Consider the following 13,511-nt stretch of genomic DNA (forward strand, 5'->3'; position numbering starts at 1 on the left):
GGTTATCTCCCCCGGTTATCAGCACATGAGCACCCACGCAGACAGCAAGCCCTGGACCGTTCCCGCCCTGGCCGAGGCCAAGCGCAATGGCCAGAAGCTGGTCATGTTGACCGCCTACGACGCCGGCTTCGCCCGCACTTTCGATGCCAACGGCGTCGACCTGATCCTGATCGGCGATTCGCTGGGCATGGTCGTGCAGGGTCATGACTCCACCTTGCCGGTGACCGTGGCCGACATGGTCTACCACACCCGCGCCGTGGCCCGCGTGCTGCAGCGTGCGCTGCTGGTGGCCGACCTGCCGTTCGGCGCCGATGCCACCCCGGAGCGCGCGCTGGATGCCTCGCTGCAGCTGCTGCAGGCCGGCGCGGAGATGGTCAAGATCGAAGGTGCCGGCTTCAAGGTCGACATCATCCGCTACCTGGTCGAACGCGAGATTCCGGTCTGCGCGCATCTGGGCCTGACCCCGCAGTCGGTGCTGCGCCTGGGCGGCTTCAAGATCCAGGGCCGTGGCGATGCTGCGCGCCAGCTGGTGGAAGATGCCAGGGCCGTGGCTGCTGCCGGCGCCAGCATCATGGTGCTCGAATGCGTGCCGACTCCGGTCGCCGCCGAAGTCACCGCTGCGGTGGACGTGCCGACCATCGGCATCGGTGCCGGCCCGCAGTGCGATGGCCAGGTACTGGTGCTGCACGATTTCCTCGGCCTGGACAGCGGCCATCGCCGTCCGAAGTTCGTCAAGGACTTCCTCGCCGAAGGCGGTTCGGTGGCCGGTGCCACCCGCGCCTATGCCGACGCCGTGCGCGACGGCAGCTTCCCCGACGAACAGCACGCCTACGCCCAATGATCCAGACCTTCAACGAGCTCGGCGCACTGCGCGGGCAGATCGCCGAGTGGAAGCGCGAAGGCCTGCGCGTTGCGCTGGTGCCGACCATGGGCAACCTGCACGGGGGCCACCACTCGCTGGTGACCCTGGCCCGCCAGTACGCCGACAAGGTGGTGGCAAGCATCTTCGTCAACCCGACCCAGTTCGGCCCCAACGAGGATTTCAGCCGCTACCCGCGCACGCCCGAGGCCGACGTGGCCGGGTTGGAGCAGGCCGGCTGCGATGCGGTGTGGCTGCCCAGCGTCGAGGCGATGTACCCGCTGGGCGTGGACAAGACCACGCGCATGCACGCGCCGGGTGTCAGTGAAGTGCTGGAGGGCGCCAGCCGCCCGGGTCACTTCGATGGCGTCTGCACGGTGGTCGCGCGCCTGTTCCTGCAGGTGCAGCCGGACGTGGCCGTGTTTGGTCGCAAGGACTACCAGCAGCTGGCCGTCATCAAGCAGATGGTGGCCGAGCTGTCGTTCCCGATCCAGATCGTCGGCGCGGACATCGTGCGTGACGACGATGGCTTGGCCAAGAGCTCGCGCAACCAGTACCTGAGCGCCGAACAGCGCCCGGTCGCGACCAGCATCCATCGCACCCTGCTGGGCATGCGCGAGGGCTACGTGGCTGGCCAGTCGCGCGCGCAGATCGAGGCCGACGCAACGGCCGCGCTGCAGGCGGATGGTTTCCAGGTCGACTACGCCGTGTTGCGCACACCGGAACTGGCCGAGCCGACCTTCGATGGCGGCGGCCGTGTAGCGCTGATCGCCGCGCGCCTGGGTACGACCCGGTTGATCGACAACCTGGAATTTTGAGCCGCCAAGCGCAGCATGGGAGGGCGCCCGCAACGGGCGCCTTTCACCTTCCCACGGACGGGAGATCGGAAATGAAGACCCCCACCACTGATACCGGCCGCCTTGCCCAAGCCTCGATCCTGGCGGTGCTGGCGGCCGGCATGCTGCCGGCCCAGCTGTTTGGCGGCCTGTTGTTCGCGCTCGAATTCCGGCGCACGCCGGTGCCCGCGCTCACCGGGGGTGGGCTGATGTTCGTGCTGGCCGCCTGCAACGCGATCGCCGTGCTGCTGCCGATGGCGCTGATCCTGCAGTCTCAGCAGCGCCTGCGCCGGATCGGCTTCGTCCTGGTCGGGTTTGGGCTGGGCGCGTTGGCCATGGCCACGTGCGCCTGGCCGGGCGCGGATAGCGGCCCGCTGCTGCAGCGCCTGCGCTATGTCGACACCTTCGACGTGATCAGCTACGGCCTGACGGTGCTGGCCGCAGGGGGCTTCGGCGTGGTCGCCGGGCTGGCCTTCCACACGGTCTTCCGCCTGTCGCTGCACGGCACTTCCGGCGCTGTCCCGGCAGTCCCGCCGGGCGAGGGCGCCTGAACGGCCTTCAGCGTCCTGCCGCAGGCCCCTGACGACAGCCAAGCGGGTGCTAGAATCCGCTCTTTCCTTTGCCGTTGCAGCGCCCCCATGCACCTGTCCCTGCTCAAGACCAAGATCCACCGCGCCACCGTCACCCATTCCGAGCTGAACTACGAAGGCTCGATCGCCATCGATGACAACCTGCTGGCTGCCACCGGCATCCGCGAGTTCGAGCAGGTGCACATCTGGGACGTGACCAACGGTGCGCGCTTCTCGACCTATGCCATCCGCGCCGAAGCCGGCAGCGGCGTTGTCTCGCTCAACGGTGGTGCCGCGCGCCACGTGCAGGTCGGTGACATCATCATCATCGCCGCGTTCGCCAGCATGACCGAGCAGGAAGCTGACAGCTTCAAGCCGAAGCTGGTGTACGTTGATGGCAACAACCAGATCTCCCACACCAACGACACGATCCCGACACAGGCCGCATGACAACGAACAACGGATTCGACTCGCTGCATTCCCACGCCCAGCGCCTGAAAGGCGCAAGCATTCCCAGCCTGCTCGCCGCCGAACCCGGCCGCGTCCAGGAGCTGGCGCTGCGGGTCGGTCCGTTGTATGTCAATTTCGCCCGGCAGACGTACGATGCCGCGGCGCTGCAGGCGTTGCTGGCGCTGGCTGCCGAACGTGATGTCGGCACTGCCATCACCCGCCTGTTCCGTGGCGAACAGGTCAACCTGACCGAAGGTCGCGCGGCGCTGCATACCGCGCTGCGTGGCGATGTGGTCGATGCGCCGGTGGCGGCCGAGGCCTATGCCACTGCGCGCGACATCCGCCAGCGCATGGGCGTGCTGGTACGTGCGCTGGAAGACAGCGGCGTCACCGACGTGGTCAGTGTCGGCATCGGTGGTTCCGATCTCGGTCCGCGGCTGGTCGCCGATGCACTGCGCCCGGTCACCGGTGCGCGCCTGCGCGTGCATTTCGTGTCGAACGTGGATGGCGCCGCCATGCAGCGCACGCTGGCTACGCTGGATCCGGCGAAGACTGCCGGCATCCTGATCTCCAAGACCTTCGGCACGCAGGAAACCCTGCTCAACGGTCAGATCCTGCACGACTGGCTGGGTGGCAGCGAGCGCCTGTATGCAGTCAGCGCCAATCCGGAACGCGCCGCCAAGGCCTTCGCCATCGCCGCCGATCGCGTGCTGCCGATGTGGGACTGGGTCGGTGGCCGCTATTCGCTGTGGTCGGCGGTCGGTTTCCCGATCGCGCTGGCAATCGGCTTCGAGCGCTTCGAACAGCTGCTGGAAGGTGCCGCGCAGATGGACGCGCACGCACTGGACGCGCCGCTGGAGCGCAACCTGCCGGTGCTGCATGCCCTGACCGACATCTGGAACCGCAACCTGCTGGGCTATGCCACGCATGCGGTGATGACCTACGACCAGCGCCTGGCGCTGCTGCCGGCCTACCTGCAGCAGCTGGTGATGGAAAGCCTGGGCAAGCGCGTGCAGCGCGACGGTCAGCCGGTTACCACCGATACCGTGCCGGTGTGGTGGGGTGGGGCAGGCACCGACGTGCAGCACAGTTTCTTCCAGGCGCTGCACCAGGGCACCAGCATCATCCCGGCCGATTTCATCGGCTGCGTGCACAACGATGATCCGTACACGATCAATCACCAGGCACTGCTGGCCAACCTGCTGGCGCAGACCGAGGCGCTGGCCAATGGCCAGAGCAGCGACGACCCGCATCGCGATTACCCGGGCGGTCGCCCGAGCACGCTGATCCTGCTGGATGCGCTGACTCCGCAGGCGCTGGGCGCGCTGATCGCGATGTACGAACACGCGGTGTACGTGCAGTCGGTGATCTGGAACATCAATGCCTTCGACCAGTTTGGTGTCGAGCTGGGCAAGCAGCTGGCCAGCGGCCTGCTGCCGGCGCTGCAGGGCGAGGACGTGGCGGTTGCCGATCCGATGACCCGCGAGATCCTGGCGCAGCTGAAGCGCTGAGGTTCTGGTGCCGGCCAGCGGCCGGCACTACCGGTGGTCCTGCCTTCTGGTAGTGCCGGCCGCTGGCCGGCATTCTGGCGATGCCTTCACCGTTCATGAGGTTGCCGGCCAGCGGCCGGCACTACCGCGTCACCGGCTCGGATCGCGCTCCGGGCTCGGCCGCTTGGCCAGCTTGCGCTGCAGCGAACGCCGGTGCATGCCGAGCAGGCGCGCGGCCGCCGACACATTGCCGCCGGTCTCGTGCATCGCCTGCTGGATGTGTTCCCACTGCAGGCGGCTGATCGGCGTCATCGCGTCGGGCACTTCCATTTCGCCATCGTCAGCCGGACCATCGTCTTCCTCGCCGAGTGCGCGCAGGATCATCGGCACTGTGGCCGGCTTCGGCAGGTAGTCGTCCGCGCCCAGCTTGATCGCTTCCACGGCGGTGGCGATGCTGGCGTAGCCGGTTACCAGCAGGATCCGCATGTCCGCGCGCAGGGCGCGCAGCGGTTGGATCAGGGCCAGGCCGGAATCGCTGCCCAGCTTCAGGTCGATCAGCGCGAACGCCGGCGGGTGCTGGCGAGCCAGTGCAAGCGCGCTGGCGGCATCCTGTGCGGTCTGCGTTTCCAGCCCCTTGCGGGCCAGGCTGCGCTGCAGCGTGCGCAGGTACAGTTCGTCATCGTCGACCAGCAGGCCGAGGGTGGAGTGGTGAAGGCTCATGGGGTGTCCTCGCGTGGGGCCAGCGGCAGGCGGAAGCCGACGCGGCTGCCGGCCCCCTGGGCCGGGCGCATCCACATCTCGCCGTCGAGGCGTTCGATGGTGGCATGGGACAGGGCCAGGCCGACGCCCATGCCCTCGCTCTTGCTGCTGCCGAACAGCTTGCCCGGCAGGACGGCGGCACGGGCGTCGAAGCCATGGCCGTAGTCGCGTACTTCGCCGATCAGGTCGTCGCCTTCGATGCGCAGGTCCAGGTCCACGCGCGGCCGGCCGGCCTGTTCGCCGGCATCGGCGGCATTGTTGAGCAGGACCATCAGCAGATGGCCCACGCCCGGATCCAGCGGCAGCCGCAACGGCGCATCGTCGTTGCGGTGCAGGTCGATGGTCGGACGCACCAAACGCCACTGCTCCAGCACCTGCTGGGCGCTGGAATGGCTGCGCCCCGGTGCATCAGCCGAGGCCGGCGCGGCCAGCGCCAGCACCCGTTCACGGCATTGCACCAGCAGCTCGCGCAGGGTTTCCATGTCTTCGCGTACTTCCGGCTCTTCGCTGCGCTCGGCGACGTCATCGGCGAGCAGGGTCATGGTCGCCAGCGGCGTGTTCAGTTCATGCGCCACCGAGGCGGCATGGGTGGCCAGGGCGACGATGCCCTCGTTGCGGGCGAAGCGCTCGCGCAGTGCCGACAGTTCAAGCTCACGCTGGCGCAGCGCCAACGCCAGGCGGGTGGAGAAGGTCAGCACGACCGCAGCGGAAATCAGGAAATTGGCGACCACGCCCCAGCGGTTGAGGTCCTGCGCGCGGAAATAACCGTCCGGCAACGGCTGCCCGAAGATGCCGCTGGCGGCATAGCCGAGCAGGCAGGCCAGTGCCACCGCCAGCGCCCAGCGCAGGGGCAGGGCGAACGCGGCCAGCGCGATCAGGATCAGGAACAGCGAGCTGAACGGGTTGGCCATGCCGCCGCTCCAGCCCACCATCCAGGTCAGGATGATCACGTCCACCAGGATGTGACCGAATGCGGTCAGCGGTGCTGTGTCAGCCGCTTCCGGGCGCAGCTGGGTGTAGATGTTGAACAGGGTCAGTACGGCCACGCCGGCCCACAGCGGCAGCTGCGGCAACGGCAGGCCCAGCACCCAGGTGGCAACCAGGATGGTGGCGGCCTGGCCACCTACGGCAAGCCAGCGCAGGCTGCACAGGGTTCGGAGAAACGGGGCGTCGGGACCGGTCATTCACGCTCATCGTATGCGTTCACGCGTGACCGTGCCTGCGACAATCGGCCGCAGCCGTGCCGCCGACTGAATGCGAGTCACCCGGAATGCGGAGGCGGGCGGTAGAATGCGCCCATGCACGACGCCGTTACCCGCCCGACGCCCCCTTCCGATGCCACTGCCTGGCCCCGCCGCCAGACCCATGCCGTCCAGATCGGCGGGGTCACCGTAGGCGGAGGCAAGCCGGTCGTGGTGCAGTCGATGACCAACACCGATACCTCCGACGTGGCCTCCAGCGTGAAGCAGGTGGCCGAGTTGTGGCGTGCGGGTTCGGAAATGGTGCGGCTGACCGTCAATACCGTGGAAGCCGCTGCGGCGATCCCGCGCATTGTCGACAAGCTGGCGATGATGGGCATCGACGTGCCGCTGATCGGTGACTTCCATTACAACGGCCACCAGCTGCTGACCGCCGAGCCGGCGTGTGCCGAAGCGCTGGCCAAGTACCGCATCAACCCGGGCAACGTCGGCTTCGGCAAGAAGAAGGACCTGCAGTTCGCCCAGCTGATCGAGTTCGCGATCCGCTACAACAAGCCGGTGCGCATCGGCGCCAACTGGGGCTCGCTGGACCAGGCCCTGGCGGCAAGGCTGATGGACGAGAACAACCTGCGTGAGCAGCCGTGGGACGCCGGCCGCGTGCTGCGCGAGGCGCTGATCCGCTCGGCGCTGGATTCGGCAGAGCAGGCGGTGGAGCTCGGCCTGCCGCGCGACCGCATCGTGCTGTCGGCCAAGGTCAGTGGCGTGCAGGAGCTGATCGCGGTGTACCGCGACCTGGCCCAGCGCTCGGATTTCGCCCTGCACCTGGGCCTGACCGAGGCCGGTATCGGCAGCAAGGGCATCGTCGCCTCGTCCGCGGCGCTGAGCGTGCTGCTGCAGGAGGGCATCGGTGACACCATCCGCATCTCGCTGACCCCGGAACCGGGCCAGTCGCGTACGCAGGAAGTGATCGTCGCCCAGGAGCTGCTGCAGACCACCGGCCAGCGCGCCTTCACGCCGCTGGTCACGGCCTGCCCGGGCTGCGGCCGCACCACCTCCGAGTTCTTCCAGGAGCTGGCCAAGGTGGTACAGAACCACGTGCGCGAGAAGATGCCGCTGTGGAAGATCCACCACCCGGGTGCGGAGAACATGACCCTGGCGGTGATGGGCTGCATCGTCAACGGGCCGGGTGAGTCGCGCCATGCCAATATCGGCATCTCGCTGCCCGGCACGGGTGAAACACCTGCAGCGCCGGTGTTCGTCGATGGCGAAAAGAAGGTGACCCTGCGTGGCGAGAACATCGCCCAGGAATTCGTCGCCCTGATCGACGATTACGTCGAACGCACCTATGTCCGAAGCGCCGGATAAGCCTGCGATCCTCGCTGCACCGGAGTCCGCCTCCGGCTTCCGCCACTGGATGGCGCGCAATGCCTGGCGCCTGGTCCTGTTGTTCGGTGGCGTGCTGCTGCCGCTGGCCGGCTTCGTCGCCCTGGCTGACGAGGTGCACGAGTTTGAATCGTTCCATTTCGATGCGCCGCTGCTGTGGCAGATGCATGGCCTGCATTCGCCGCTGCTGGACCGCTTCTTCGTGCTCATCTCCAAGCTGGGCTACGAGTGGTTCCTGATTCCGGCCGACGTGCTGATCATCGGCGTGCTGCTGGGCTACCGGCGATGGCGCGAAGCCACCTTCGTGGCGGTCAGCTTCGTGGGCTCGGCGCTGTTGAACATGGGCAGCAAGCACTTCTTCCAGCGCCAGCGGCCCAGCCTGTGGGAATCGATCGCGCCGGAATCGACGTTCAGCTTCCCCAGCGGCCATGCGATGGGCTCGATGACCCTGGCGGTGACCCTGGTGCTGCTGGCCTGGAACACCCGCTGGCGCTGGCCGGTGCTGCTGCTGGCACCGGCGTTCAGCCTGCTGGTCAGCGTGTCCCGGGTCTACCTGGGGGTGCATTACCCCTCCGACATCCTGGCCGGATGGTGTGCCGCGCTGGTTTGGGTGGTAGGGTGCTATCTGGTCATGTTCAGTCGCCGGCACCCATGGCGACGTCACTGCTCGCCGCCAGCGAAGGCCAGCGAAGCATCATCACAGGGGGATTGACGTGGATGGCCCCTCCGGGACGTCTACGTAATAGATCAGTTGTTTCGTTGCAGCAGGTTCTGCAAGACAGGGGGCAAGCACAACGCGCGGTAATGTGATGCGCAAGGCAGATCGCCAGCGCCGCATTCCGGACGCACTTGCAGGGTATCGGCACCCTGCCTAGCTTGACCTGCAATGGCCGCATTCGAAGAGGTACGTGAATGACGATTCGAGTCTACCTGGTGGATGACCACGCGCTGGTCCGCACCGGGATGAAGATGATTCTGTCGGGGGAAACCGACATCGAGGTGGTGGGCGAAGCCGAGACCGGTGAAGACGCGCTGCGTGAGGTCCGCCAGCTGCTGCCGGACGTGGTGTTGTGCGATCTGCACCTGCCGGGCGTGAGCGGCATGGAAGTGACCGAGCGCATCGTCCGCAGCCACCGCAACACCCGCGTGGTGATCGTGTCGGTGCTGGAAGACGGCCCGCTGCCGAAGCGCCTGCTGGAAGCTGGTGCTGCCGGGTACATCGGCAAGGGCTGCGATGCGCAGGAACTGCTGCGCGCGGTGCGCGACGTGGCCGGTGGCCGCCGCTACCTGGGCACCAGCATCGCGCAGAACCTGGCGTTGTCGACGGTGGAGGGCAACGGTTCGCCGTTCGACAGCCTGTCACCGCGCGAGCTGGTAGTGGCACTGCTGCTGACCCAGGGCCTGCGTCAGGAAGACATCGCGCGGCGCCTGAGCCTGAGTGCGAAGACGGTGAACACGCACAAGGCGCGGTTGTTCGAGAAGATGGGGATCCACGACAACATCGCGCTGGCGCGGATGGCCAGCCAGTATGGGCTGGTGGATCCGGCACGGCCGCTGTAAGGGTTTCGGCCAACGGCTGAGCCCCTCGCGGTGTGCGGCAGGATTCGTGGGGTTGGCCCTGCGGAGGGATTGCGCAGGGGACGCCGTGAATCCATCCCTGGAGGCTCGGGCGCGCCATCCATGGCGCTTACGCCCCTGCGCAATCCCTCCGCAGGGCCATGGACAGGTTCCGTGCTCGTCCACCGCGGAATGAAGAAGGAAGAGCAGGAGCGGGTCGCGCGCTGTGCGCGCTCGTCGCCTGGGGTCGGATCCCTTTCCCGGTGGGAAAGGGCTCTGACCCTTGATGATGCCGGAGCCGAGCGTCGGCTCGGCTCTTGTGTCTTGGATCGTGCCCTGATCAGGCACAATCCCCCGGTGACCCGGGAGGCTCCGATGACGCTGCCTCGGCTCTTAAGCCTTCGAGCTTGCAAAGTAGATTCAGCGCGTCGGCGGCCTGACACCGCCATGGAACTTGAACGGTATCTTAGGCCCGCCATCGGGTGAGAGCCTGTACTCACAAGGGCAAGTCTGGCGGCTTCCGATCACGATCGTAAGTTCAAGCTGGAGCGAAATCATGCAATTTATCGGCATCGACGCAGCCAAGGCGACTTTTGACATCGCCCTGCCTCTATCTCACGGCAAGTATCGAACCAAGGCCAAACTCCCCAATACGCCAAAGGGTTTTGATGAGCTTCTGGCCTGGCGCGCCAAACATGCGCCGAACGCGGCGGTAGGTATGGAGGCTACAGGCATCTATCACGAGGCCTTGGCTCAAGCACTGGTGGAAGCGGGGGTAGTGGTTCATGTGGCCAATCCCGCCCGAGTAAAGGCGTTTGGGCAGGCGGAGGGGATGCGGACCAAGACTGACCGCAGCGACGCCAAGCTGATTGCCCGGTTTTTTGAGGCACAACGCTCGGAAAAGCTGTATCCCTACGTTCCACCGACGCCCTCGGAGGTGAAGCTGCGCGCCTTGGTACGGCGTCGAGATGACCTCCAGGAAATGCTGCAGATGGAGCACAACCGCCTGGACGTTGCCGATATCTCGGTCCAGCAAGGGATCAAGGATGTGATCCGGACGTTGGAAGAGCAGATCAAGCAGGTCCAGAAGGCGATTGAGGACCATATCGATAACGATCCGGACCTGCGCCGGCGTCATCAACTGCTTACCAGCATCCCCGGTGTAGGCAACACCAGCAGTGCCCAGCTGTTGGCCATGCTGGGGGATCTAAGCAAATACAGCGACGTGCGCCAGGTGGTTGCCCACGCGGGCCTGAATCCGGCCCAGCGTCAATCAGGAAACTACGAAGGCAAATGCCGGATATCACGCGTCGGCGACGCCAATTTCCGCAAAAAGCTGTACATGCCGGCGCTGACCGGGAAGACCCACAACCCCACACTGAAGTCCTTTGCAGACCGGCTCAGCGCGAAAGGCAAGCCCTTCAAGGTCGTCATGTGCGCAGTGATGCGCAAGCTCATCCATCTGATTTGGGGCGTACTGAGAAGTGGCCGACCCTTTGAGCCTGACGTCGCCCTTGCCTAGGCGAGGGCGACACGGTATCTACACCTTGATCTGCTCAGTGGCCGCGCACGCGCTTGATGATCTTGGCGGCGTCGGCGGCGCTGGCGCGCACCTTGTCCCATTCGCCGTTGGCGATCCAGTTGCCCGGCACCATCCACGAACCGCCGATGCAGACCACGTTCTTCTGCTCCAGGTATTCGGCGGCGGTGTTTTCGGTGATGCCACCGGTCGGGCACAGCTTCAGGTCCGCCACCGGGCCGGCCAGGCCCTTGATCATCGCCAGCCCACCCACGGCGGTGGCCGGGAACAGCTTGCACACACGGAAGCCACGCGCATACAGCGACAGCAGCTCGGTCGGCGTCGCCGCACCCGGCACTACCGGCAGCGGTGCCGCCGCCAGTGCATCGGCCAGCGCCGGTGGCGTACCCGGCGTCACCAGGAAGTCCGCGCCCGCATCGATCGACTGCTGCATCTGCTCCACGGTCAGCACCGTACCGGCACCCACCACCACGTCCGGCAGCTCACGCTTGAGCATCGCCAGCGCTTCCATCGCCACCGGCGTACGCAGCGTCAACTCGATCGCCGGCAGGCCACCTTCCAGCAACGCCGCACTGACCGCACGCGCCTGGTCCAGCGTATGAATCGTCACCACCGGCAGGATGCCCGCCGCACGCAACAGCTCCGCCGCCTTCACCTGATGTTGTTCGATACCCATAGCTCTGCTTCTGCCTTTGCTTCTGCTTTTGAATTTGATTTTCAGTGATCACTTCGCGGCGTCGATGCGCCGCAGAGTGTCAGGAGGGCGCGGGTAGCCCCAGCCGGGACCGTGAGCGGCATGGATGCCGCGACCGAGCCCCCATGGAAGGGTTTACGGCGTGTCCCGGCTGGGGCTACCCGCGCCCTCAACCAGGAAACTCACCGCCACATAGAACCCGCAACGCTCCTCAACCCTCAGGCGTCTTTCGCCTCATGCGGCGCCGCCGCCGCCGCTGCGTCATGCCCCAGCTCGTACTCCGCATCGTAGTCCCACGGCCCGCCATCGGCCGCCGCCGGTCCGCACGAAATCGAAATCGCACCCTGGTCGGCCGGCCCCACCACGCGACGGTTGATCGCGAACAGGTTGCGGCCCAGGTCGTGCGCTGCCGGCGCGGTGTTCGGCGCCAGCGAACGTGCGGCCCATTCGGCCGCGTCCACCAGCACTTCCAGCGTGCCGGCCTCACCATCAAGGCGGATGATGTCGCCCTCGCGCACCTTGCCCAGCGGACCACCGCGCGCCGCTTCCGGCGTCACATGGATCGCCGCCGGAATCTTGCCCGAGGCACCGGACAGGCGGCCGTCGGTGACCAGCGCCACGCGCCGGCCCTGGTTCTGCAGCAGGCCCAGCAGCGGCGCCAGCGAATGCAGTTCCGGCATGCCGTTGGCGCGCGGGCCCTGGTAGCGCACCACCGCCACGAAATGCTCCGGCAGCATGCCAGCGGCGTGCAGCTTGTTCAGCACCTGCGGCGCATCGACCACTACCGCCGGTGCTTCAATCGTGCGGTACTGCGGCTTCACCGCCGACAGCTTGATCAGTGATTTGCCAAGGTTGCCGCGCAACAGGCGCAGGCCCCCCTGATGTTCGAATGGATTGTCTACGCCACGCACCACCTCTTCGTCGGCGCTGCGTTCCAGGCCCGGCAGGTAGACCAGCTTGCCGTCGCGCAGCTGCGGCTCGCGCGCATAGTCGGCCATGCCGCCGCGCGCCACGCTGACCAGGTCGCCGTGCATCAGGCCGGCCTTGATCAGTTCGCCGAACACAAAGGCCGGGCCGCCTGCTGCGGCGAAGCGGTTTACATCGGCTTCGCCGTTCGGATAGACGCGGGCCAGCAGCGGAATCAGCTGCGACAGCTCGTCGAAGTCGTCCCAGGTCAGCACGATGCCGGCCGCGCGTGCCACCGCGATCCAGTGGATGGTGTGGTTGGTCGAGCCGCCGGTCGCCATCAGCGCAATGACCGCGTTGATGATCGCGCGCTCGTCGATGATCCGGCCGAGCGGACGGAAATCGTCGCCCAGTGCGGTGATGTCCAGCGCGCGTTCGGTGGCTTCGCGGGTCAGGGCATCGCGCAGCGGCGTGTCCGGGTTGACGAACGAGGCGCCCGGCAGCTGCACGCCCATCGCTTCCAGCAGCACCTGGTTGGAATTGGCGGTGCCGTAGAAGGTACAGGTGCCCGCACCGTGGTAAGAGGCCGATTCCGCTTCCAGCAGTTCCTCGCGGGTGGCCTCGCCGGCGGCGTAGCGCTCGCGCACTTCGGCCTTCTGCTTGTTCGGAATTCCCGGCGTCATCGGGCCGGCCGGCACGAACACCGCCGGCAGGTGGCCGAAGGCCAGCGCACCGATCAGCAGGCCGGGCACGATCTTGTCGCACACGCCGAGATGGATGGTGGTGTCGAACATGTCGTGGCTGAGGCCGATGGCGGTCGCCTGCGCGATCACATCGCGCGAGAACAGCGACAGCTCCATGCCGCCGCGGCCCTGGGTGACGCCGTCACACATCGCCGGTACCGCGCCGGCCACCTGTGCCGTTGCGCCCAGCTCACGGGCCATCGCGCGGATCTGATCGGGATAGGTTTCGAACGGCTGGTGCGCCGACAGCATGTCGTTGTAGGCGGTGATGATGCCGAGGTTCGGCGTCACGCCACCGCGCAGGCGGCTCTTGTCAGTGCCACCGCAGGCGGCGAAACCGTGGGCGAGGTTGCCGCAGCTCAGGCGGCTGCGGAACGGGCCATCGCGCAGTGCGGCGTCGATCGCGGCCAGATAGGCGGCGCGCGAGGCGGCGCTGCGGCGGATGACACGTTCGGTGATGGCTTGCAGTTGCGGATGGAGGCTCATTGGCTACCGGCGTTCGTGGTGGCGAGAGGCAAGCGGCGGC

General features: G+C 66.9%; 13 protein-coding genes. 9 read left to right on the top strand and 4 right to left on the bottom strand.

What is annotated here, in order from left to right; all coding sequences use genetic code 11:
- The first annotated feature begins 25 nt into the window (after window positions 1-25).
- The 5 genes from panB to pgi all read left to right on the top strand — a co-directional run bounded on the left by panB (window position 26) and on the right by pgi (window position 4,225).
- Complete coding sequence (panB, locus tag AC3ITW_RS08205; RefSeq protein ID WP_004153072.1) at window positions 26-841, top strand: 3-methyl-2-oxobutanoate hydroxymethyltransferase; 816 nt, start codon at window positions 26-28, stop codon at window positions 839-841.
- Complete coding sequence (panC, locus tag AC3ITW_RS08210) at window positions 838-1,677, top strand: pantoate--beta-alanine ligase (protein WP_004153073.1); 840 nt, start codon at window positions 838-840, stop codon at window positions 1,675-1,677. The genes panB and panC overlap by 4 nt, the downstream gene beginning before the upstream one ends.
- A gap of 71 nt (window positions 1,678-1,748) precedes the next feature.
- Window positions 1,749-2,246, top strand: a complete 498-nt coding sequence (locus AC3ITW_RS08215; RefSeq protein ID WP_100468149.1) for a hypothetical protein — start codon at window positions 1,749-1,751, stop codon at window positions 2,244-2,246.
- Between the two features lie 87 nt (window positions 2,247-2,333).
- The gene (panD, locus tag AC3ITW_RS08220) at window positions 2,334-2,714 is read left to right on the top strand and encodes an aspartate 1-decarboxylase (RefSeq protein ID WP_004153087.1); all 381 of its coding nucleotides are present in this window, start codon (window positions 2,334-2,336) and stop codon (window positions 2,712-2,714) included.
- Window positions 2,711-4,225: a glucose-6-phosphate isomerase gene (pgi, locus tag AC3ITW_RS08225; protein ID WP_489390222.1), complete on the top strand. Its 1,515-nt coding sequence runs from the start codon at window positions 2,711-2,713 to the stop codon at window positions 4,223-4,225. Before panD ends, pgi begins: the two co-directional genes overlap by 4 nt.
- 129 nt (window positions 4,226-4,354) lie before the next feature.
- On the opposite strand, the gene AC3ITW_RS08230 is transcribed toward pgi, so the two are convergent.
- Both AC3ITW_RS08230 and AC3ITW_RS08235 read right to left on the bottom strand, forming a co-directional pair.
- Window positions 4,355-4,924, bottom strand: a complete 570-nt coding sequence (locus AC3ITW_RS08230; protein ID WP_012510702.1) for a response regulator transcription factor — start codon at window positions 4,922-4,924, stop codon at window positions 4,355-4,357.
- Entirely contained in the window at window positions 4,921-6,147 is a 1,227-nt protein-coding gene (locus AC3ITW_RS08235; RefSeq protein WP_012510703.1) for an ATP-binding protein, read from the bottom strand. The genes AC3ITW_RS08230 and AC3ITW_RS08235 overlap by 4 nt, the downstream gene beginning before the upstream one ends.
- 114 nt (window positions 6,148-6,261) lie before the next feature.
- Between AC3ITW_RS08235 and ispG the strand changes: the two genes are divergently transcribed.
- The 4 genes from ispG (at window position 6,262) to AC3ITW_RS08255 (ending at window position 10,624) form a co-directional block, all read left to right on the top strand.
- Complete coding sequence (gene ispG / locus AC3ITW_RS08240; RefSeq protein WP_489390223.1) at window positions 6,262-7,527, top strand: flavodoxin-dependent (E)-4-hydroxy-3-methylbut-2-enyl-diphosphate synthase; 1,266 nt, start codon at window positions 6,262-6,264, stop codon at window positions 7,525-7,527.
- Complete coding sequence (locus AC3ITW_RS08245) at window positions 7,508-8,257, top strand: phosphatase PAP2 family protein (RefSeq protein WP_489390224.1); 750 nt, start codon at window positions 7,508-7,510, stop codon at window positions 8,255-8,257. Before ispG ends, AC3ITW_RS08245 begins: the two co-directional genes overlap by 20 nt.
- A 200-nt stretch (window positions 8,258-8,457) precedes the next feature.
- Window positions 8,458-9,105 (top strand): response regulator, encoded by a 648-nt coding sequence (locus AC3ITW_RS08250; RefSeq protein WP_489390225.1) that lies wholly within the window; start codon window positions 8,458-8,460, stop codon window positions 9,103-9,105.
- Between the two features lie 553 nt (window positions 9,106-9,658).
- The gene (locus AC3ITW_RS08255) at window positions 9,659-10,624 is read left to right on the top strand and encodes an IS110-like element ISStma4 family transposase (protein WP_012510657.1); all 966 of its coding nucleotides are present in this window, start codon (window positions 9,659-9,661) and stop codon (window positions 10,622-10,624) included.
- A 34-nt stretch (window positions 10,625-10,658) separates the two neighbouring features.
- Here the strand turns inward: AC3ITW_RS08255 and AC3ITW_RS08260 are convergent, their stop codons facing one another.
- Entirely contained in the window at window positions 10,659-11,318 is a 660-nt protein-coding gene (locus AC3ITW_RS08260; RefSeq protein ID WP_004153124.1) for a bifunctional 4-hydroxy-2-oxoglutarate aldolase/2-dehydro-3-deoxy-phosphogluconate aldolase, read from the bottom strand.
- Window positions 11,319-11,554: 236 nt separating this feature from the next.
- Window positions 11,555-13,471: a phosphogluconate dehydratase gene (edd, locus tag AC3ITW_RS08265; RefSeq protein WP_448122798.1), complete on the bottom strand. Its 1,917-nt coding sequence runs from the start codon at window positions 13,469-13,471 to the stop codon at window positions 11,555-11,557.
- Between the last annotated feature and the right edge of the window lie 40 nt (window positions 13,472-13,511).

Source organism: Stenotrophomonas sp. KH_052 (assembly GCF_057838755.1).